Annotated in this window: 14 protein-coding genes and 1 tRNA gene; 13 read left to right on the forward strand and 2 right to left on the reverse strand. The window is 67.0% G+C overall.

Annotation, left to right across the window (positions count from 1 at the left end):
* The first annotated feature begins 84 nt into the window (after nt 1–84).
* The 6 genes from EV672_RS02870 to EV672_RS02895 all read left to right on the forward strand — a co-directional run bounded on the left by EV672_RS02870 (nt 85) and on the right by EV672_RS02895 (nt 9359).
* On the forward strand, nt 85–1626 hold the full coding sequence (locus tag EV672_RS02870) for an ammonium transporter (RefSeq protein WP_133606042.1): 1542 nt from the start codon (nt 85–87) through the stop codon (nt 1624–1626).
* A gap of 139 nt (nt 1627–1765) precedes the next feature.
* A complete protein-coding gene (gshA, locus tag EV672_RS02875) occupies nt 1766–3061 on the forward strand; it encodes a glutamate--cysteine ligase (protein WP_133606043.1) in 1296 nt (431 codons plus the stop codon).
* A gap of 151 nt (nt 3062–3212) precedes the next feature.
* On the forward strand, nt 3213–5099 hold the full coding sequence (locus tag EV672_RS02880; RefSeq protein WP_133606044.1) for a potassium transporter Kup: 1887 nt from the start codon (nt 3213–3215) through the stop codon (nt 5097–5099).
* Between the two features lie 22 nt (nt 5100–5121).
* Nucleotides 5122–6312, forward strand: coding sequence for a benzoate/H(+) symporter BenE family transporter (locus EV672_RS02885; protein WP_133606045.1), 1191 nt, complete (start codon nt 5122–5124; stop codon nt 6310–6312).
* Nucleotides 6313–6369: 57 nt separating this feature from the next.
* Nucleotides 6370–7320 carry a glutathione synthase gene (gshB, locus tag EV672_RS02890; protein ID WP_133606046.1) on the forward strand — a complete coding sequence of 317 codons (951 nt, stop codon included), beginning with the start codon at nt 6370–6372 and terminating at the stop codon, nt 7318–7320.
* Between the two features lie 89 nt (nt 7321–7409).
* Nucleotides 7410–9359 carry an ATP-binding cassette domain-containing protein gene (locus EV672_RS02895; protein ID WP_133606047.1) on the forward strand — a complete coding sequence of 650 codons (1950 nt, stop codon included), beginning with the start codon at nt 7410–7412 and terminating at the stop codon, nt 9357–9359.
* Nucleotides 9360–9374: 15 nt separating this feature from the next.
* On the opposite strand, the gene ptsP is transcribed toward EV672_RS02895, so the two are convergent.
* Nucleotides 9375–11168, reverse strand: coding sequence for a phosphoenolpyruvate--protein phosphotransferase (gene ptsP, locus EV672_RS02900; protein ID WP_133606048.1), 1794 nt, complete (start codon nt 11166–11168; stop codon nt 9375–9377).
* Between the two features lie 182 nt (nt 11169–11350).
* On the opposite strand from ptsP, the gene EV672_RS02905 reads away from it, so the two are divergent.
* The 6 genes from EV672_RS02905 (at nt 11351) to EV672_RS02935 (ending at nt 17828) form a co-directional block, all read left to right on the forward strand.
* Nucleotides 11351–12187, forward strand: a complete 837-nt coding sequence (locus EV672_RS02905) for a GNAT family N-acetyltransferase (protein ID WP_133606049.1) — start codon at nt 11351–11353, stop codon at nt 12185–12187.
* Between the two features lie 131 nt (nt 12188–12318).
* Nucleotides 12319–13740 (forward strand): 16S rRNA (cytosine(967)-C(5))-methyltransferase RsmB, encoded by a 1422-nt coding sequence (gene rsmB / locus EV672_RS02910; RefSeq protein ID WP_133606050.1) that lies wholly within the window; start codon nt 12319–12321, stop codon nt 13738–13740.
* An 8-nt stretch (nt 13741–13748) separates the two neighbouring features.
* The gene (locus EV672_RS02915; protein WP_133606051.1) at nt 13749–14348 is read left to right on the forward strand and encodes a DUF4390 domain-containing protein; all 600 of its coding nucleotides are present in this window, start codon (nt 13749–13751) and stop codon (nt 14346–14348) included.
* 15 nt (nt 14349–14363) lie between these two features.
* Complete coding sequence (locus EV672_RS02920; protein WP_243738479.1) at nt 14364–16703, forward strand: sensor histidine kinase; 2340 nt, start codon at nt 14364–14366, stop codon at nt 16701–16703.
* A gap of 30 nt (nt 16704–16733) precedes the next feature.
* Entirely contained in the window at nt 16734–17699 is a 966-nt protein-coding gene (locus EV672_RS19340) for a response regulator (protein WP_424923100.1), read from the forward strand.
* A 53-nt stretch (nt 17700–17752) separates the two neighbouring features.
* Nucleotides 17753–17828, forward strand: a tRNA-Phe gene (locus tag EV672_RS02935).
* Between the two features lie 120 nt (nt 17829–17948).
* Here EV672_RS02935 and EV672_RS02940 read toward each other — a convergent pair.
* Nucleotides 17949–20372, reverse strand: a complete 2424-nt coding sequence (locus EV672_RS02940; protein ID WP_133606052.1) for a TIGR03790 family protein — start codon at nt 20370–20372, stop codon at nt 17949–17951.
* 147 nt (nt 20373–20519) lie between these two features.
* Here EV672_RS02940 and EV672_RS02945 point away from each other — a divergent pair, with 147 nt between their 5' ends.
* Nucleotides 20520–20924 carry a YkgJ family cysteine cluster protein gene (locus tag EV672_RS02945; RefSeq protein ID WP_133606053.1) on the forward strand — a complete coding sequence of 135 codons (405 nt, stop codon included), beginning with the start codon at nt 20520–20522 and terminating at the stop codon, nt 20922–20924.
* The last annotated feature ends 38 nt before the right edge of the window (nt 20925–20962 follow it).

Below are 20962 nucleotides of genomic sequence, written 5' to 3' on the forward strand. Positions count from 1 at the left end.
CGATCCCCTGAACCCTTCTGTGTGGCCGCACCCGCGTGGTGTGCGCGCCGTCCCCCTTCATTTCGACCCTTCGAGAGGCATTTCATGAGAAAGCTCATTGCGTCCATCGCGCTGGGGCTCGCCGCCTTCGGCATCCTGGGCGTCTCGCACGCTCAGGACACCGCAGCGTCGGCCCCGGTGGCGGCATCGGCCATGGCCGAGTCCGTTGCACCTGCAGCAGCACCCACCGCAGCACCTGCACCGGCCGCTGACGCCAGCGCCCCCGCAGAGGCCGCTGCGGCCGCCGCCCCCGTGCCCAACAAGGGCGACACCACGTGGATGATGGTGTCCACCCTGCTGGTGATCCTCATGACCGTGCCGGGCCTGGCCTTGTTCTACGGCGGCTTGGTGCGCAGCAAGAACATGCTGTCCGTGCTGATGCAGGTGATGGTCACGTTCTCGCTGATCGTCGTGCTGTGGTTCGTGTACGGCTACAGCCTGGCCTTCACCGAGGGCAATGCCTACATAGGCGGCCTGGACCGCCTGTTCATGAAGGGCATCTGGGACAACGTTGCCGGCACATTCGCCGTCACCGGCACCTTCAGCAAAGGTGTGCCGATGTACGAGATGGTGTTCGCCGCCTTCCAGGCCACCTTCGCCGGCATCACCTGCTGCCTGATCGTGGGCGCCTTCGCTGAGCGCATCAAGTTCTCGGCCGTGCTGATGTTCATGGTGCTGTGGTTCACCTTCAGCTACGCCCCGATCGCGCACATGGTCTGGTTCTGGATGGGCCCTGACGCCTACACCAGCAAGGAAGTGGTCGATGCCATGAACGGCAAGGCTGGCCTGATCTGGCAATGGGGCGCGCTGGACTTCGCCGGCGGCACCGTGGTGCACATCAACGCCGCTGTCGCTGGCATCGTGGGCGCCTACATGGTCGGCAAGCGCGTCGGCTACGGCAAGGAGTCGTTCACCCCGCACTCGCTGACGCTGACCATGGTCGGTGCCTCGCTGCTGTGGGTGGGCTGGTTCGGCTTCAACGCCGGCTCCGCCCTGGAAGCCAACGGTTTCGCCGCCCTGGCCTTCATCAACACCTTCATCGCCACCGCTGCCGCTGTGCTGGGCTGGTGCCTGGGTGAGGCGCTGCTCAAGGGCAAGGCCTCGATGCTGGGTGCCGCTTCCGGTGCTGTGGCTGGCCTGGTCGCCATCACCCCTGCCGCCGGCAACGTCGGCCTGGGTGGCGCCGTGATCATCGGCCTGCTGGCCGGCCTGATCTGCCTGTGGGGCGTGACCGGTCTGAAGAAGATGCTGGGTGCGGACGACTCGCTCGACGTGTTCGGTGTGCACGGCGTCGGCGGCATCTTCGGTGCCCTGGCCACCGGCATCTTCAACTCGCCCAACCTGGGCGGCCCCTCGGCCGTAGGCGACTGGGTGACCGCTTCGGTGATCCCCGCGGCCGACTACGTGATCTCCACCCAGCTCATCACCCAGGCCAAGGCTGTGGGCCTGACGGTGGTGTGGTCCGCGGTGGTGTCGGTGATCGCCTACAAGATCGTCGATGTGGTGATCGGTCTGCGCGTGCCGGAAGAGGAAGAACGCGAAGGCCTGGACATCACTTCGCATGGCGAAACGGCCTACCACAAGTGATCAGCCCATGAGCTGAGCCGCTCTTCGGAGCGTCACACCAGGGTCGCCTTCGGGCGGCCCTTTTTTTTTGCCGAACAGGCACCATCTGCTCTTCTTCCTAGAATGAACGGGTGTTCCACGTCCGACACCTCCGCCCCCCATGGTCCCCCACCTCATCACCGCACTGACTGGCCCCATCAACGAGCTGGAGCAGCGCATGCTGGAGTCCATGCCCGCCATCGAACGCTGGTTCCGGCTGGAATGGATGGAGCACACGCCGCCCTTCTACACCTCGGTGGACCTGCGCAACGCCGGCTTCAAGCTGGCGCCGGTGGACACCAACCTCTTCCCCGGCGGCTTCAACAACCTGACCAACGAGATGCTGCCGCTGGCGGTGCAGGCGTCGATGGCGGCCATCGAGAAGATCTGCCCCGAGGCCAAGAACCTGCTGCTGATCCCCGAGAAGCACACGCGCAACACGTTTTACCTGGCCAACCTGGCGCGCCTGGTTCAGATCTTCACGCTCACGGGCCTGAATGTGCGCCTGGGCACACTGGACGAATCCATCAAGGAGCCCACCGACATCGAACTGCCCGACGGCAGCAAGCTGACGCTGGAGCCGCTGCTGCGCACCCAGCGCCGCCTGGGGCTCAAGCACTTCGACCCCTGCACGATCCTGCTCAACAACGACCTGTCGGCCGGCATCCCCAAGGTGCTGGAAGACCTGCACGAGCAGTACCTGCTGCCACCGCTGCACGCCGGTTGGGCGGTGCGCCGCAAGAGCAAGCACTTCGAGCTCTACGAAGACGTCGCCAAGAAGTTCTCCAAGCTGCTGGGCATGGACCCCTGGCTGATCAACCCCATGCACGGCGAGTGCGACGAGGTGGACTTCCAGGACGGCGCCGGGCTGGAATGCCTGCAGACCCAGGTGGACGCGCTGCTGGGCAAGGTGCGCCGCAAGTACAAGGAATACGGCATCAACGAGAAGCCCTTCGTCGTGGTCAAGGCCGACAACGGCACCCACGGCATGGGCATCATGACGGTGCGCGACGCCAAGGAGCTGGCCGACCTGAACCGCCGCACGCGCAACAAGATGTCGGTGGTGAAGGACGGCCAGGAGGTCACGCAGGTGATCATTCAGGAGGGCGTGCCCACCTACGAGCGCATGAACGAGGCCGTGGCCGAGCCGGTGGTTTACATGATCGACCGCTACGTGGTGGGCGGCTTCTACCGCGTGCACGCCGAGCGCGGCATCGACGAGAACCTCAACGCACCAGGCTCCAGCTTCGTGCCCCTGGCCTTCGCCGAGCCCACCCAGCTGCCCCGCCCCGGCGTCAAGCCCGGCGCCAGTGCGCCCAACCGCTTCTACATGTACGGCGTGATCGCCCGCCTGGCGATGCTGGCCGCGAGCTACGAGCTGGCCGTGACCGACCCGAACGCCGAGGTTTACGCCTGAGCCGTGGGGAAGCCTGGCTCCGGGTGAGAGCACGACACGGCCGATTCGTCAAGGGACGCGTCGCCGGCAAGGGCAAGGCCCCCACAGTGGGGTGGGCGCGCCGGCTGAACGGGCGCAAAATGGCGGATCGGTCGTTTCTCGCCCCAATTCTGTGCAGCATCCATCCAACGCTCCGCTCAGCAAATCCCAGCTCGCCGCATTGACTCTGGGCGCCCTGGGGGTCGTCTATGGCGACATCGGCACCAGCCCACTGTACGCTTTCAAGGAAGTCTTCGCGCACGGGCACCTCCAGCCCACGCCGGAGAACATCCACGGCATCCTGTCGCTGATGTTCTGGACGCTGACGGTGATCGTGTCGCTGAAATACGTCACGCTCATCCTGCGCGCCGACAACAACGGCGAAGGCGGCCTGATCGCCATGCTCGCGCTGGCCTCCACCGCGGTCAAAGACAAACCCCGAACGCGGTCGGTGCTGCTGGCCATCGGCATCTTCGGCACGGCCATCTTTTTCGGTGACGGGGTCATCACGCCGGCCATTTCGGTGCTCTCTGCCGTCGAGGGCATGGAGGTCGCAGCCCCGGGGCTGGAGCGCTTCGTCGTGCCCATCACCCTGGTGGTGCTGACGCTGCTGTTCATGGTGCAAAAGCACGGCACGGGCGGCATCGGCAAGTTCTTCGGGCCGATCACGGCGGTGTGGTTCATCGTGCTGGCCGTCATGGGCATGCAGCACATCCTGGCCAATCCCTCGGTGCTGGTGGCCATGAGCCCGCACCATGCCCTGGGCTTCATCGTGAACCACCCCGGGCTGGCCTTCATCGCCCTGGGCGCCGTCATCCTGTGCGCCACCGGGGCCGAGGCGCTCTACGCCGACATGGGGCACTTCGGCAAGCTGCCCATCCGCCTGGCCTGGTTCAGCCTGGTGATGCCGGCACTGGTCATCAACTACTTCGGCCAGGGCGCCATGCTGCTGGCCCACCCCGAAAACATCGGCAACCCCTTCTTCGAGATGGCGCCGCAATGGGCGCTGTACCCGCTGGTCGGCCTGGCCACCTGCGCGACCTTCATTGCTTCACAGGCCTTGATCTCTGCGGCGTTCTCGGTCACCAAGCAGGTCATCCAGCTGGGCTACCTGCCGCGCCTGCGCGTGCTGCACACCTCCGAGAAGGAAACCGGCCAGATCTACATCCCCTTCGTGAACTGGAGCCTGTACGCCTGCATCGTGATGGCCGTGATCTTCTTTGGCTCCAGCAGCAAGCTGGCCGCGGCTTACGGCATCACGGTCACCATCGACATGCTGATCACGACGGTGATGACCTTCTTCGTGATCCGCTTCGCCTGGGGCCTGGGCCTGGCGCTGTGCGTGGCCGCCACCGGGGTGTTCTTTGTCATCGACGTGCTGTTCTTCAGCGCCAACGTGGTCAAGGTCATCGACGGCGGCTGGTTCCCCCTGCTGATCGGCGTGGTCATGTTCAGCCTGATGCAGACCTGGAAAGACGGCCGCGCCTTGCTGAGCGAACGGCTGCGCTCGGACGCCATCGACCTGCACCCCTTCCTGGAAGCGGTGTTCTGCAGCCCGCCGCTGCGCGTGGCCGGCACGGCGGTGTTCATGAACGCCGATGCGGGCACCACGCCCAACGCGCTGCTGCACAACCTCAAGCACAACAAGGTGCTGCACCACCAGAACCTGTTCGTCACGGTGCGCTCGCACGAGGTGCCCTGGATCCGCGATGCCGACCGCATCGAAGTCGAAGACATGGGCAACGACTGCTGGCAGATCATGCTGCACTTCGGCTTCAAGGACGAGCCCGATGTGCCACGTGCGCTCAAGTTGCTGCAAGCGCACGGCGTGCAGATCGACGACATGGAGACCAGCTACTTCCTGTCGCGTGACATCGTCATCCCGACCATCGGCGGCGGCATGATGCCCTGGCGCGAAAAGCTCTTCGCCAGCATGCATCGCAACGCATCGGGTGTGGCCGACTTCCTGAGCCTGCCCACCAACCGCGTGGTGGAGTTGGGCTCGAAGGTGGAGATCTGAGCGCGTGCGGCATCTGAAAGAGATGCTGCGTGACACCTCTCTGTCGGCGGTGTCGGCCGGCTTCGTGGCCACGCTGGTGGGCTTCACCAGCACCATCGCGCTGATCTTCCACGCGGCGCGCTCGTTGGGCGCGACGCCCGACCAGATCACCTCCTGGGTGCTGGCCTTGGGGCTGGGCATGGGTCTGAGCACGCTGGGCCTGTCGCTGTGGACGCGCGCGCCCATCCTCATCACCTGGTCCACGCCAGGTGCGGCAGTGATCGCCGGCGCGGCCACGGGCGTGAGCCTCTCCGAGGCGGTCGGGGCCTTCCTCGTGTGTGGCGTGCTGATGTGGCTGTGCGGCGTGACCGGCTGGTTCGAGCGCATCATGAACCGCATCCCGCTGGCGCTGGCCTCCAGCCTGCTGGCGGGCATCCTGGCCAAGTTCGCGCTGCTGTCGTTTGCCGCGGCCACGCCACAGCCGCTGCTCATCGTCACGATGCTGATGGTCTATCTCGTGGGCAAGCGCTGGTGGCCGCGTTATGCCGTGCTGGGCGTGCTGCTGGGCGGCACGGCCGTCGCAGCAGCCCAAGGCCTGCTGGACACCTCGCAAGTGAAGCTGCAATTCGCCCAACCCGTGTTCGTGATGCCGACGTGGTCCTGGCACGCGGTGCTCAGCATGGGCGTGCCGCTGTTCATCGTCACCATGGCCTCGCAGGCCGTGCCGGGGGTGTCGGCCATCCGCGTGTCGGGCTACCAGCCACCGGTCTCGCCCTTGATGAGCTGGTCGGGCATCACGACCGTGCTGCTCGCGCCTTTCGGTGGCTACGCCTTCAACCTGGCCGCCATCACCGCGGCCATCGTGCTCAACCCGCACGCCCATGCCGATGCCGGCAAGCGCTACACGGCGGCGATGTGGGCGGGCCTGTTCTACATCGCCATGGGCTTGCTGGGTGGCGCCGTGGCCGGGCTGCTGGCCGCCTTCCCGGCGGCGCTCATCATGGGCGTGGCGGGCATGGCCTTGCTGGGCACCATCGCCAATGGCCTGGCCACCTCGCTGGCCGAGCCAGGCAAGCGCGAAGCGGCGCTCATCACCTTCCTGGTGACGCTGTCGGGCGTGACGTTGCTCGGCGTGGGTTCGGCCTTCTGGGGCCTTGTGGCCGGTGTGGTCACCCTCTTCGTGGAACACTACCGCATCAGGCCACCCTCGCACGAAGGGCCCGACGAGCGTTGATGCCATCTGGCCCCACACGCTCCAGCGCGACCGCCAGCCCCACCCTCCACCGCCGCCATGCCACAGCTCCTCTTCGTCGCCGATCCGCTCGAGACCTTCAAGACCCACAAGGACAGCACCTTCGCCATGATGCGCGAGGCGGCCTCGCGCGGGCACACGCTGTGGGCCTGCGAGCCGCAGCAGCTGGTGTGGCAACGCGGTGGCGTGGTCACGGCGCACGCGCGCCGCATCACGCTCACAGCTGATGCGCACGACTGGTTCGACGAAGTCGAAGCCGCCGACATCGCCCTGTGCCAGCTCGATGCCGTGCTCATGCGCAAGGACCCGCCGTTTGACGCCGAGTACCTCTACACCACCCACCTGCTGACCCAGGCCGAGCGCGAAGGCGCGCGCGTGTTCAACAGCCCCGAGGCCCTGCGCGCCCACCCCGAGAAGCTGGCCATCCTGGAGTTCCCGCAGCACATCGCGCCCACCCTCGTCACGCGCAGCATCGCCGCCGTGCGCGCCTTCCACGCCGAGCACCGCGACATCATCCTCAAGCCGCTCGATGGCATGGGCGGCGCCGGCATCTTCCGCGTGAAAGAAGACGGCCTGAACCTGGGCAGCATTGCCGAGACGCTGACGCGCGACGGCGCCCAGACCATCATGGTGCAGGCCTTCCTGCCGGCCATCAGCGCCGGGGACAAGCGCGTGCTGCTGATCGACGGCGTGCCCGTGCCTTATGCCTTGGCGCGCATCCCGCAAGGCGGCGAAGTGCGCGGCAACCTGGCGGCCGGCGGCAAGGGCGTGGCCCAGCCTTTGAGCAACACCGACCGCGCCATCGCCGAACACCTCGGCCCCATCCTGGCGGCGCGCGGCCTGCTGCTCGTGGGTCTGGACATCATCGGTGACCGCCTCACCGAGATCAACGTGACCAGCCCGACCTGCTTCCAGGAAATCACCGACCAAACCGGTTGGAACGTGGCCCAGCGCTTCATCGACGCGCTGGAAGGCAAGCTGGCCGCCTGACATCGCCAGCAGACAGCGTCACGCCAAACAGCGACAATACCGGGTTGTCCGGCCCCACGGGGGCCCCTTGCTGCTTACCCGGATCCTCCATGGCTGTCCTGACCCTGAACGACGCGTGCCTGGCCTTTGGCCACGTCGCCCTGCTTGACCACACCTCTTTTGCGCTGGAGACGGGCGAACGCGTGGGCCTGATCGGCCGCAATGGCACGGGCAAGTCCTCGCTGCTGAAGATCATGGTCGGCATCGACAAGCTCGACGACGGCCAGGTGCAGGCGCAAAAGGGCATCGAGCTGGCCTATGTGCCGCAGGAGCCCTCGTTTGCCGACGGCGCCACGGTGGAGACCACGGTCAGCGAGGGCCTGGGCGACATCCGCCAGTTGCGCGAGCGTTTCGAGGCCATCACCCATGGCGAGGGCGATGCCGACCAGATGGAATCGCTCATGACCCAGATCGAGGCCCGCAACGGCTGGAACTGGGAGCAGCGCGTCGAGGAAACCTTGCAGCGCCTGAACCTGTCGGCCGACCTGGCGATCGCCAGCCTGTCTGGCGGCATGAAAAAGCGCGTGGCCCTGGCACGTGCCCTGGTGGCCAGCCCTGACGTGCTCTTCCTCGACGAGCCGACCAACCACCTCGACCTCGACGCCATCACCTGGCTGGAAGACCTGCTCAAGGACTTCCAGGGCAGCATCGTGTTGATCTCCCACGACCGCGCCTTCCTGGACAACGTCTGCACCCGCATCGTCGAACTCGATCGCGGCCAACTGCGCAGCTACCCGGGCAACTTCGCGGCCTACCAGAATCTCAAGGAACAAGAACTGGCCGACGAAGCCGTGGCCAACGCGCGCTTCGACAAGCTGCTGGCGCAAGAAGAGGTCTGGATCCGCAAGGGCGTGGAAGCCCGCCGCACGCGCTCGGTGGCGCGCATCAAGCGCCTGGAAGTCCTGCGCGACACGCGCTCGTCCCGCCGCGACGTGGTGGGCCGCGTCAAGCTGGAAGTGTCGCAAGGCGACCGCGGCGGCAAGATCGTGGCGGAGCTGGAAGACGTCTCCAAGTCCTACGGCGGGCGCACCATCGTCAAGGGCTTCACGGGCACCATCCTGCGTGGTGACAAGGTCGGCCTAGTGGGCTCCAACGGCGCGGGCAAGACCACGCTGCTGAAGATGATCCTGGGCGAACTGGCCCCCGACAGCGGCACCGTCAAGCAAGGCGCGAACATGCAGGTCGCCTACTTCGACCAGATGCGCGACCACCTCGACCTCGACGCCACGCTGGCCGACTTCATCAGCCCGGGCAGCGAGTGGATCGAGATCAACGGCTCGCGCAAGCACGTCATGGGCTACCTGCAGGACTTCCTGTTCTCGCCGGCCCGCGCCAACTCGCCCGTGCGCACGCTCAGCGGTGGCGAGCGCAACCGCCTGCTGCTGGCGCGCCTGTTCGCCAAGCCCAGCAACGTGCTGGTGCTCGACGAGCCCACCAACGACCTCGACATCGACACGCTCGACCTGCTCGAAGACCTGCTGGCCGAGTACCCGGGCACCGTCTTCCTGGTCAGCCACGACCGGCGCTTCCTGGACAACGTCGTCACCTCGACCCTGGTGGCCGAAGGCCAAGGCCATTGGCGCGAGTACGAAGGTGGCGTCGAAGACTGGCTGATCCAGTCGCGCCGCGCGCAAGCCATCGCGGCGGGCAAGCCGGGTGCGGCCGCCATCGCCGCCTCGGTCAAGCAGACGCCTGAGGCCAGCCTGCGCACGCCCGTGGCCGTGGCTGCCGACACTGCACCAGCCGTGGCACCCGCCGCACCCGTGGTGGCCAGCCCGAAGCGCAAGCTCAGCTACAAAGAACAGCGCGAGCTCGACGAGTTGCCGGCCCGCATCGAAGCGCTGGAAACAGAACAGGCCGAGCTGAACAAGCAGTTGGCCGACCCGGACATCTACCGCAAGGAAGCGGGCAACGTGGCCACGATGCACGCCCGCGTCGAGGCCATCGACGACGAGTTGCTGGCTGCGTTGGCGCGCTGGGAAGAGCTCGGTCAGCGCTGAGGCTGAGCCAGCAGATCAGGCCGCCATCGGCTTGGGGGCAATCGCCGCCGCGCCGGTCAGCAAGGCCTGCGTGCAGGCGGCCTCCGGGTCCTCGCAACTCAGCACCTGGTCCAGCAATGGCGCCAGGCGGCGCGTGTCGGCGCGCAGCACGCGCTGCTTGACCGAGGCGATTTGCGTGGGGTGCATCGAGAAGCTGCGCAGCCCCATCGACAGCAACAACTCGGTGAAGGCCGGGTCGCCGGCCATCTCGCCGCACACGCTCACGCCCTTGCCCGCCGCGCGCGCCTGAGCGATGGTGGTGTGCAGCAGCTGCAAAACCGCGGGGTGCCAGGGGTCGTAGAGGTGGGCCACGGCCTCGTCGGCGCGGTCAATGGCCAAGGTGTACTGGATCAGGTCGTTGGTGCCGATCGAGACAAAGTCGAAATGCCGCAGGAAGATGGGCATGGTCAGCGCCGCCGCCGGCACCTCGATCATGGCGCCCAGCTCGCACTGGCCGAAAGGCTTGCCCGCATCGGTCAGTTGGCGCTGCACGTGGGCGATGTTCTCCAACGTCTGGCGGATCTCGCGCTGGCTGGCCAGCATCGGGATCAGGATCTTCACCGGGCCATGCACCGCGGCACGGAACAGCGCGCGCAACTGGCGGCGGAACATGCTGGGCTCGGACAGGCTCCAGCGGATGGCACGCAGGCCGAGCGCCGGATTCAGCACCGACTCATGGCGCAGCTCGCTCGACGACATCCCCTCCAGCGGCTTGTCCGCGCCGATGTCCACCGTGCGGATGGTCACGGGCAAGCCCTTCATGGCCTCCACCGCGCGGCGGTAGGCGTCGTACTGCTCTTCCTCGTCGGGCAGGTTGCCGGCGCGGTTCATGAAGAGGAATTCGGAGCGGAACAGGCCCACGCCCACGGCACCGGCTTCCAGCGCACCGGGGCTGTCTTCCGGCATCTCGATGTTGGCCAGCAGCTCGATGCGCTCGCCGTCCAGCGTGACCGCTGGGGTGTGGCGCAAGCGGGCCAGGCGACCGCGCTCCAGCTCGGCCTGGCGCTGGCGGAAGCGGTATTCCTCCAGCACGATGGGGGAGGGGTCCACGATGACCAGGCCGGCGTCACCGTCGATGATGATGCAGTCGTCCTGGCGGATCAGGCCACTCGCCTGGCGGGCGCCCACGACGGCCGGGATGTCCATGCTGCGCGCCACGATGGCCGTGTGCGAGGTCTTGCCGCCCACGTCGGTCACGAAGCCGCAGAACACGCTGCGCTTGAAGCTGACCATGTCGGCCGGCGCGATGTCGCTGGCCACGAGGATGAGCGGCTCGTCACCGCCGAAATCGCGGGCGTTCTGCCCCGGATCGGGCATGGGCGAGGGGCTGCCGCGGCCGATGCTGCGCAGCATGCGCTCGACCACCTGCTCCAGGTCCACCTTGCGCTCGCGGATGTAGGCGTCTTCCATCTCGTCGAACTGGCGGGCCAGCACTTCGAGCTGCGCCGACAGCGCCCATTCGGCGTTGTAGTGGCGCTGTCGGATCCAGTCCAGGGCGGCCCCCACCAGGGCCTCGTCCTGCAGCAGCATCTGGTGCACGTCCAGGATGGCGGCCAGCTCGGCGGGCGCATCGGCGGGCAGGTCGCGCTTGAGCGCATCGAACTCGGTGGCCACCACGTCACGGGCGGTGAGCAGGCGCGCGATTTCTTCCTCGGTCCGCGCGGGATCGATGAAAACGTGCGGGACGTCCACCCGGCTGGAAGCGATCAGCACCGCGCGGCCAATGGCCACCCCGCGCGACACCGGCAAACCGAAAATCTGGATGCTCATACTGTAGATGCTATCAGCGTGCGTGTATGCTTGGCCTCCGGATTTGCCAGGCGAATGAACATTCCACGCCAAATCCATCCTCCATACGGCGTCACCCGCATGTCACCCGCTGTTCACGACTTCGTCATGTTGCCGCCAGACACTGCCAACCATCGACTGAAAGCCCGAGACTGGAGATGACAATGCGCGACATCCCGCTGCCCACCCTGCCCATCGCAGGCCTGTCCAACCAGCTGTCGGCCGACCGTGCCGCACGGAGGTCACTTCACCCGGGCTCCACGCGCCAAGGCTTTGAAGTCGTTTGGGCTCGCACTGAAGAAGATGTTCGCGCGGCGCAACGCCTGAGGCACGACATTTTCGTCGGCGAAATGGGCGCGCGCCTGAGCGTGCCCGCCGGCAGCCCTGACGGCCACGACATCGACCTGTTCGACCCCTACTGCGAACACCTGCTGGTGCGCCTGCAGTCGGACGACGGCGAACCGGGCGAAGTCATCGGCACCTACCGCGTGATGACGCCCGATTCGTCCAAGCGCATCGGTGGCCTCTACAGCGAAACCGAATTCGACCTGACCCGCCTGCGCGGCCTGCGCGGCAAGATGGTCGAGTTGGGTCGCTCCTGCGTGCACCCCGACCACCGCAACGGTGGCGCCATCATGGCGCTGTGGGGCGCCCTGGCCGAGTTCATGGTCCGCAACGACCTGGACACCATGATCGGCTGCGCCAGCATCTCCATGCGCGACGGTGGCCACGTGGCCGCCAGCCTGTGGGAGCAGCTGCGCCAGACCCACCTGGCCCCCATCGACCTGCAAGTGCGCCCCCGCCTGCCCCTGCCGGTGGAAGAGCTGGACCGCCACCTGGACGTCGAACCGCCCGCGCTGATCAAAGGCTACCTGCGTTGCGGCGCCAAGATCCTGGGCGCACCCGCCTGGGACCCCGACTTCAACACCGCCGACCTGCCGATGCTGATGCGCATCGCCGACCTGCCGGCACGCTACCGCCGCCACTTTTTGGGCGACTGAACCTCAGGGATTGAACCTGGGCGAACGAAGCCGCACTGCGGACTCCCCACAACGGCCGCGTCTGCTTGCAGCGCGGCCGTTTGCATGAGGACACGCCAGCCCGGCCTTGATCTGCGCATAGACTGCCCGGCATGTCCCAGCGCCCCGCCTCCTCCGCTCCCGCAGCCCCCCGCACGGCCACCCCGGCCCACCCGCACAGCCTGCCACTGTGGCAACTGCTCAGCCGCTGTGCCGAGGCCGTGGCCGCCGTGCGCCAGGGGCAATCCCTGACAGATGTGCTCGCCGCCCTGCCCCCCGCAGAGCGCCCAGGCACCCAGGCCCTGTCCTTTGCCGTGCTGCGCCGCCTGGGCACCGCCCTGGCCCTGCGCCAGGCCCTCGTGCCCAAAGCCCCGGCCCCCTGGGTGGACGGCCTGCTGCTGTCGGCCCTGGCCCTGGCCTGCGGTGACGAGTACGCCCGCCACACCCTGGTCGATCAGGCGGTGGACGCTTGCAAGCGCCGCGCCCGCCCCGCCAGCGGCCTGGTCAACGCGGTGCTGCGCCGCTTCCTGCGCGAAGAGGCCGATTTGCTGGCCGCGCTGGAAGACGACGATGTCGCGCACTTCAACCACCCCGCTTGGTGGATCCGCCGGCTCCAGCGCGACTGGCCCGAGCATTGGCAGGCCATGCTGATGGCCAACCAGACCCAACCGCCCATGACCCTGCGCGCCAATGTGCGCCACGGCAGCAGCGCGGCCTACCGCGCGCGCCTCATCGAAGCGGGCCTGCTGGCACCCGACAGCGCCCCGACCGCTACCGCGCAGGCCAGCGCCCCCCCCCTGGAGCCCGAAGGCTTCGACCCCATCGTGCTGCCCCGTGGCGTGCCCGTCCAGCAGCTGCCGGGTTTTGCCGAGGGCGATGCCTCGGTGCAAGACGCCGCCGCGCAACTGGCCGCGCCCCTGCTGGTGCACGCCGGTGGGCGCCCCCTGCCCGCCGGCGCCCGCGTGCTCGACGCCTGCGCCGCGCCAGGCGGCAAAACCGCCCACCTGCTGGAGCTGGCCGACCTGGACGTCACCGCGCTCGACAGCGACCCGCAGCGCCTGGTGCGGGTCAACGAGACCCTGCAACGCCTGGGCCTGGGCCCCAACGACCACACCCGCACCGTGGCCGCCGACGCCAGCCAGCCAGCCACCTGGTGGGACGGCCAAGCCTTCGACGCCATCCTGCTGGACGCCCCCTGCAGCGCCTCGGGCATCGTGCGACGCCACCCCGACGTGCGCTGGTTGCGCCGCGAATCCGACCTCACGGCCCTGGCCCGCACCCAGGACGCCCTGCTGGACGCGCTGTGGCCGCTGCTCAAACCGGGCGGCCATCTGCTGTATTGCACCTGCTCCATCTTCCGCATCGAGGGCCAGGAACGCATCGACGCGTTTTTGCAACGCACGCCGGGCGCCCGGGCGCTGCCCTCCCCCGGGCACCTGCGCCCTGTGGTCGAATACTTGGACCCCATCGCCGCCCCAGCGAGCCGCGGCATGGGCGATGGCTTCTTTTACGCCCTGCTGTCCAAACCCTCCTGACGTGCGTGATGCCCCCGATGCCCCGCCGCGACCTGCTCAAGCACAGCGCCCGCCTGGCGCTGGCAGCGGCCGTGGCGCCGGCCAGCCAGTGCGCGCAAGCACAAGCCAGCACCGCGCGCAGCGGCATCGAACTCACGGCCCTGTACGCCCAGCAAAGCGATGAAGGCGTGCTGCTGAGCTATGCCGTGCGCTTCGAGCTGTCACGCGAGGTCGAGCAGGCGCTGAGCCGGGGCGTGGCGGTGGTCTTCGCCGCGCAAGCCGAACTGCTGCGCAGCCGCTGGTACTGGATGGACCAGTCCCGCGCCCTGGCCACACGCCGCTGGCGCCTGGGCTACCAACCCCTCACCCGGCAATGGCGCCTGAACGTCGATGGCCTGAGCCGCCACTTTGCCCAGCTCAGCGAGGCCCTGGACGTGGTGCGCAAAGGCACACGCTGGCGCATCGCCGACGCCGTGTCTCCTGGCGAAGAGCCCGACCACCACATCGAATTCAGCTTCAAGCTCGACACCGACGAGCTCCCCCGGCCCTTGCAGATCGGGCTGGGCACGTCCACGGGCTGGGACCTGTCCGTGCAGCGCCGCATCCAACTCGCGCCCATCAGCCGCTGAGCGCGACACCACGCCGTGAGCACCATCAAAGCCAACCGCTGGGCCTGGATCGTCTCCGGCATCGTCATGGCCGGCGGCGCCCTCGTGCTGGGCTTCATGCTGGTGCTGGCCACGCAGAACAGCGATCGCTTCGAGCGCCACTTCGGCTGGCTGGTGTCGGCCAACATGGGCATCGCGGCCTTCCTCACGCTGATCATCATCGTGGCCCTCGGGCGCCTGGCCATGCGCCTGAGAAGCCGCAAGTTCGGCAGCCGCTTGCTGCTCAAGCTGGCCGGCATCTTCGGCGTGCTGGCCCTGGTGCCGGGACTGATGATCTACACGGTGTCCTACCAGTTCGTCTCGCGCAGCATCGAGACGTGGTTCGACGTTCGCGTCGAAGGTGCCCTGGAGGCGGGCCTCAACCTGGGCCGCAGCACCCTGGACACCCTGACACAGGACCTGGCCAACAAGACCCGCGTGGCCGCATCCCGCCTGAGCGAGCAGACCGAGCCGCTGGTGCACCAACAGCCCTCGCTGCTGGAGCTGGAGCGCCTGCGCGAACAGCTGGGCGCACACACCGTGGCCTTGGTCAACGAATCAGGCCAGGTGGAGCTCAGCGCCGGCGGCGACGGCACGCGGCTGCTCAGCAGCGAACGCCTGCCCCTGCCTTGGCGTACCGAGGCGCGCAACAAGGGCGTGCTGGCCCAGGTCGATGGCCTCGATGACCGCAACGATGCGGTCAACACACCGCACCAGCCTGCACGCATCCTCGCCATCGCCTGGATGCCCGACCGCAGCTTCAGCCTGCAGGCGCATGGTCACTTCCTGATGGTCACGCAGCGCCTGGCGCCCGACCTCGTGCGCAACGCCCTGGCCGTGCAGACGGCCTACCAGGAGTACCAGGAACGCGCGCTCAGCCGCAGCGGCCTGCGGCGCATGTACATCGGCACCCTGACGCTGGCGCTGGTGATGGCCGTGTTCGGCGCCTTCCTGCTGGCCGCCATCATGGGCCAGCAACTGGCCAAGCCCCTGCTGCTGCTGGCCGAAGGCGTGCAGGAGGTGGCGCGTGGCGACCTGCGCCCCAAAGCCATCTTCGGCTCGGGCGACGAGCTCGGCGGCCTGACGCGTTCGTTTGCCGACATGACCCAGCAACTGGCCGACGCGCGCACCCTGGCCGAACGCAGCGTGCAGGAGCTCGACAGCGCGCGCGCCCACCTGCAGACCGTGCTGGACAACATGAGCGCGGGCGTCATCGTGTTCGACGCCGCCGGCCACATCGAGATGGTCAACCCCGGCGCCACCCGCATCCTGCGCCTGCCGATTTCGGCCTACCGGGGCCGCCCGATGTCGGACATCGCGGGCCTGCAAGGTCTGGCCGAATCGGTGCGCCAGCGCTTCGAGATGGTCGCCAACGACCCGACCCCCGGTGAGCGCCTGCAATGGCAGGATTCCTACGAACTGCAGCTGCCCAGCCAGCCCGAGCCGCTGACCCTGCTGGTGCGGGGTGCGGAGCTGCCGCCCGATGAGCGCCTCATCGTGTTCGACGACCTCACCGAGGTGGTCTCGGCCCAGCGCGCAGAAGCCTGGAGCGAGGTGGCACGCCGCGTGGCGCACGAAATCAAGAACCCGCTGACGCCCATCCAGCTGTCGGCCGAGCGGCTGCAGCTCAAGCTCGAAGACAAGCTCGACGAGCCCGGCCAGCAACTGCTGACGCGCTCGGTCAACACCATCGTCACGCAGGTGCAGGCGCTCAAGAACCTCATCAACGAGTTCCGCGATTACGCCCGCCTGCCCTCGGCCAAGCTGCTGCCACTGGACCTCAATGGCCTGGTCAATGACGTGCTGGCGCTGTACGGCCAGGCGGTCGAGCAAGGCACCATCCAGCTGGCGCTCAAGCCCGATCTGCCGCCCATCCTGGGCGATGCGGCCCTGCTGCGCCAGGTCGTGCACAACCTCGTGCAAAACGCCCTGGATGCCGCACAGGACGCGGCCAGCCACCGCAAGGACGGCCCTGTGCCGCAGGTCATGCTGCGCACCGACACGCCGCTGCACGACGATGGCAGCATCCGCGCGGTGCGCCTGACCGTGCGCGACAACGGCCCGGGCTTCCCCGAGAAAATCCTCAAACGCGCCTTCGAGCCCTACATCACCACCAAACCCAAAGGCACGGGCCTGGGGCTGGCCGTGGTCAAGAAGATCGCCGATGAGCACAAGGCGCTCGTGCGCATCCGCAACCTGGTCAGCGCCACAGAAAAACCCGCTGACACGGCCTCGTCGCAAGGGTATCCCGCAGCACCGGGCACGTCTGGCGGGGCACAAGTTTCGCTATCATTTTCGGTGCTGTCATCCATCCCACTCCAAACTGGGTCACACTAGTGCAGAACCCAACCGGGGTAGCAGAAATTCATGGCCACCATTCTTGTTGTTGACGACGAACTGGGCATCCGTGCCTTGCTTTCAGAAATCCTGAGTGACGAAGGTCACTCGGTGGAAGTCGCGGAAAACGCCGCGCAAGCCCGCGCCCTGCGCGAACAGTGCCAGCCCGATCTGGTGCTGCTGGACATCTGGATGCCCGATGTGGACGGCGTCACGCTGCTCAAGGAGTGGTCCGCCAGCGGTCAGCTCACGATGCCCGTGATCATGATGTCCGGCCACGGCACCATCGACACGGCCGTGGAGGCCACCAAGGTCGGCGCACAAGCTTTCCTGGAAAAGCCCATCACCATGCAGAAGCTGCTGCGCGCAGTCGAGCAAGGCCTGAGCAAACCCGCCCCGCGTCAGGCTGCGCCGCAAAACACGATGCAAGCCGTGCACCTGGCCACGGTCACCCCGATCACGGCCGCTTCGTCGTACAACCCGGCCTACAACCCCGGCGCGAACCAGAGCGCCCATGGCATGGCGGGCTATGGCCACGCTGCGGTGGGCCGCAACGAACTGGCCGGCAATGGCGCGGCGCACGGCCTGGTGAATGGCATGAACAGTGCGATGTCCGGCGGCATGGGCCATGGCCTGGTCGGCGGACTGAACCATGGCGTGGCCGAGATGGCCGCGCATGCACCGGTCACCGGCAGCGTGATGTACGGCCACGCAGGCCATGCGGGGCACCATGGCATGTTGCACAACGGCGGGCACAACAGTGGACACAACGGCGTGCAGGGCCCCTCGCACGAGCAGAGCTTCCAGCTTGACCGCCCGCTGCGCGAAGCCCGCGACGATTTCGAACGCGCCTACTTCGAGTTCCACTTGGCACGCGAAGGCGGCAGCATGACCCGCGTGGCCGAGAAAACCGGCCTGGAGCGCACCCACCTGTACCGCAAACTCAAGCAATTGGGCGTCGATCTCGGTCGCAACAAAAAATCGGCCGTGAATTGATGTATAGTCGTGGTCTTCGCTGATTGCGACAAAGCATCGGCAAGACACAAAACGGCCTGGTAGCTCAGTTGGTAGAGCAGCGGATTGAAAATCCGCGTGTCGGTGGTTCGATTCCGCCCCAGGCCACCAAAATTCAAAGGCCCCGCAAGCTGTTGCAGCTCGCGGGGCCTTTCCACATTCGTGAACGTCGCCGACGTTGCGTGCCGGCTTGAGGAAGCAAGGGCCGTTCGACGGCCCTTGCTTGATGGATCAACGCTGAAGCTGGAGGTCGCGCACAGGGTCGATGGCCGCTGCGGACACACCCTCCAAGGTCACGAGCGGGCGTGAGGTGCTCGGACCAGATGCACCGTCAACGTCGATCATGACGAGCACGCCGCCGCTCACATCACGCAGCGTCACCACGCCCTGCGGCCACGCGCTGCGGGTGCTTTGACCGATGCTGGCCAGCAAGCGACTCAGGTCCAACCGATCGGTGCCCGGCACGAAATCAGTGATCTGATCCAACGCATCGCGGATGGACTCGAAGACGAAGATGTCTGCGCCCTGACCGCCACTCATGAGATCAGCCCCCGCACCGCCAATGAAGATCTCATTGCCGGAGGTGCCCATCAGCGTGTCTCCGCGCGGCGTGCCACGCACGGTGTTGACTTGCATGCCAAGGTACACATACACCTCGGTGGAGGCGACCAACTGGCTGTTGGAGTCGAAGGCATTCGCCTGCAGCGAGTAAGTGCCTGGCGCCGCCTTTTCAATGACCAGCTCGCTGGCATAGCTGCCCTCCCCCACGGCCACCCCATTCTGGCCGGCGATGGATCCGTACGGCACCGGATCGGTGCCATCGTCCAGGTACAGGGCCTGCAAGTTGTAGTTCACTTTCACGATGTCCTGGTCACTCGGCGCATCGAGCTCCACCGGGTAGCGGTAAAAGCTGGTGCGGCCCGGATAGTCGAGCAATTGCCAGTTCCAGCCTGGGCGGCGGATGCGGATGAGGTACTCATCCCCCTCCATCATGAACAGGCAGCCGCCCAGTTTGTCGAACTGTGAGGTTTGCCCGCTGAGCCGGTCGGTCAACTGCACCGGCACTTCAAAGCAAGCGTCACCGCTGGCTGCCGCGGTTGCTGGCGCCTCGACTTTGACGATCGCGTGTGAGGTCTGTTGCGGGCGGACCTGCAAAGTCTTCGGCTCCACGGTGGCCACCATGCCCTCGGGCAACGGCAGTGTTGTCAGATCCACGTGTTGCTCGCAAGCCGAATCCGCCGCTGCGGTGTTGGTCAATTGCAGCTGGTAGTACAGGGTTTGCGCTCGCCCGCGTTGCGCGGCCTCACTCGTTGACGATGCCTCGACTGCCAGGGCAGACGGGCAGCCCTGCAGGCGAAGCTGGGCAGTTGCCGTGCTGGCCACAGGCGCCTTCAGCGTGACAGGCCCGGGGTGGGGCAGCCACGTGCTCGACAGCGTTTGCCACGGATCGTTGGCCGTGGCGCGCGCCTGGATGGTGTGGCGCTGGTTGCCGCGCAGCGAACGCGTCTGGACCACGTACTGGCCGTTGCTGATGGCAGAGACCGGAGCGTCGGTGAAAGGGCGGGCCAGAGGGTCGCCCAGGAACAAGCCCTGACCAGGCGTTCGCACCGACTTCCAGTAAGCCTCGATCAAGGTGGCGCCACGGTAGTAGTGGTCGATCATCACCGAGGCGCGAGGGAATTTGTCAGCCACGGCATAGGGCTCTTCAACGGTGCCATAGCTGCCTGTGGTGCCAGCCTGAAGCCACTCGGTCGCCTCCATCTGGGAGGTGCCCGACAGGACGCCTCCGAAGGAGGTGAGGTGATCTCCCACCGCGCCAGGCACGAAGAAGTTGCTGGCCAGATCGGGCACCACGGTCAGTCCCGTGAAGTAAAACAGCACGGGGCTTTTGCCCGCGATCGCATTGGAGCCGCCGCCCTGGGTGGCGTCGATGTAGTTCAACTGCAGGCCTCCGTCGAAGCGCCATGCGCTGGGAAGCTTGGAAAAATCCTGCCAGCGCGGGCCACTGCGTGCCGAGTCCGTGGTGCGGATCAGATAGCCATCGCCAGCGGGGTAGGTGGCCTCCGAACTCAAACCACGGTGGATCAGGTTCACGGCATCGGCATAGGTGGCCGCGCCCAGCATCATGGACGGGCGGATGCCGAGTTCGGTCCAAGGGCGCGTGGTGTCTGCGTCGTAATAGGCGACCGGCGCGGTGAAGACAGCGTTGCAATACTTCACGTCATAACCCAGCGCAAAGGCGCTGGTGATGCTCATGCCGCAAGCGCCTTGCACACGGAAGGGGCGCGTCCAAGTCAGCAAGGTCGCCTGGACATTGGCCGGCAAGGCGGCCGTGATTTGGGCCCGGGCGCTCGCCAGCTGGCTTGGCGTGATGTTGTTGGCCCCCACCGGCAGGCTGATCCGCACGACGTTGGCGGCAGGTATCCCACGCACAGACTGGTAGTAGGTGCCAATGGCCTCCGAGGTGGGATCGCCCTGGAGGATGATGACGCCCAGGTCCGCGGGCGTGATGGACGCTCGGGGAACTGGCACGGTCTGCGCGCTGGCTGCGAAGGAGGCGCAAACGGCACAGGCCGCCGCCGTCACGCGCTTGAGGTAGCCGGGCAGGCCTGGTCCTGCGGCGGTGCGGGGCTGGAGGCAGTTGGGTCGGTTCATGTAGAGTCCCTGGTGTGTTGTGGGTGGAATCAAATTCTGAGGAGAACTCCGTGACCTGCATCGGACGAGCGCATGGTCCGGATGCCGTCAAACGGACCACCAGCCCGCCTTCTTTTTTGCTGTCGCGCCGCGTCAACACCCTTCTCCATGAACCGATCGATACATGCGGTTGACATCGACCGCCCCGACACCTGGACGCGCTACCGCCCGGGCCTGTGCGACAGCTGCGTGGCCAACTGCTGCACCATGCCCGTGGAGGTCAAGCTGGCCGACCTGGTGCGCCTGACGCTGGTGGACCCCTTCGAAGCCGAGCACGAAGCGCCCAAGCAAATCGCCAAGCGCCTGAGCAAGGCTGGTCTGATCGACCACTTCAACTTCAAGCACGAGATCTTCACCCTGGCGCGACGTGCCAGCGGCGATTGCCGCTTCCTGGACGCCGCCACGCGCCGCTGCACCGTCTATGAGCAGCGCCCCAGCACCTGCCGCAAACACCCGCAAGTCGGCCCACGGCCAGGTCACTGCCCCTACGGTGCCCGGCCCCGCAGCGCCTGAGCCAAGCGGCCTGCGGTACATTCGGCACCCTGAGCACC

The sequence above is a fragment of the Aquabacterium commune genome (genome assembly GCF_004362855.1).
Taxonomy (GTDB): Bacteria; Pseudomonadota; Gammaproteobacteria; order Burkholderiales; family Burkholderiaceae_C; genus Aquabacterium; species Aquabacterium commune.